The sequence below is a fragment of the Mesorhizobium sp. WSM4837 genome (genome assembly GCF_055811435.1).
Map to the genome: position 1 here is coordinate 1 of NZ_JBVVQE010000227.1, position 684 is coordinate 684.

1 protein-coding gene is annotated in these 684 nt (G+C 55.7%); it reads right to left on the reverse strand.

The window, feature by feature from the left end; translation table 11 throughout:
* Nucleotides 1-225: 225 nt before the first annotated feature.
* A partial coding sequence (locus AC0L3D_RS36855) for a type IV secretory system conjugative DNA transfer family protein (protein WP_473647554.1) occupies nt 226-684 on the reverse strand: 459 nt, incomplete at its 5' end.

A 684-nucleotide genomic window follows, 5' to 3' on the forward strand; every position in this document is an offset into this window, starting at 1 on the left:
TCGCTCAAGCCCTTCGCTCAATTGTTCTAGTCGCAGAACCTCTTCTGGATTGGTTGGCGACTCGTCAGCTTGATCGACCAGCCTCCGGGCCTCGGCAAGGTGCTGCTCATCGCCCACTTGCCGTGCCTGTTCCGATTGCCCCTCTTCCAAGCCGGCGTCCTGCACCTGTGACAAAGCTGATACCCGGGATGGGTTACTATTTCGCGGGTCCACACTAGCCTCACATCAAACTGTATCGTCAAAGTTCTGCGCCAAGCCACGCAGTTCCTGATCGGGTTGAGATTCTGCCGAGAGCCCCTCGTCTGCTTTCACCAAGGGTGCCGGCTCCGGGAGGGCGCCTGTCTGGCTTTCGAAGATGCGTTTAAGTATGCGGTCCGAAAAATATCGCACCTTCCTCAATTGCAATGGTGGCAGACCTTTGATGAGGACAATCTCGTAGTCGTCATCGAGCAGCCGAACCTGTTCGGGACGCAACAGCGGTGCACCTTGATGCGAATTCTGAATGTTCCAATCGAACGTTCGCGCCTGGCTGTAGGAAATCGACTTGGCTTCAAACGTGTATTCACCGATGGCTTTGGAAATGTAGGTTGGAGTCTCGTCATCGGCCGTGGCCATGAACACTTGCAGGCCGGTATTGCTGAGAAAATTCTGCTTGCCAGCCTCGCCATAGGCCCCCGTCAGTGC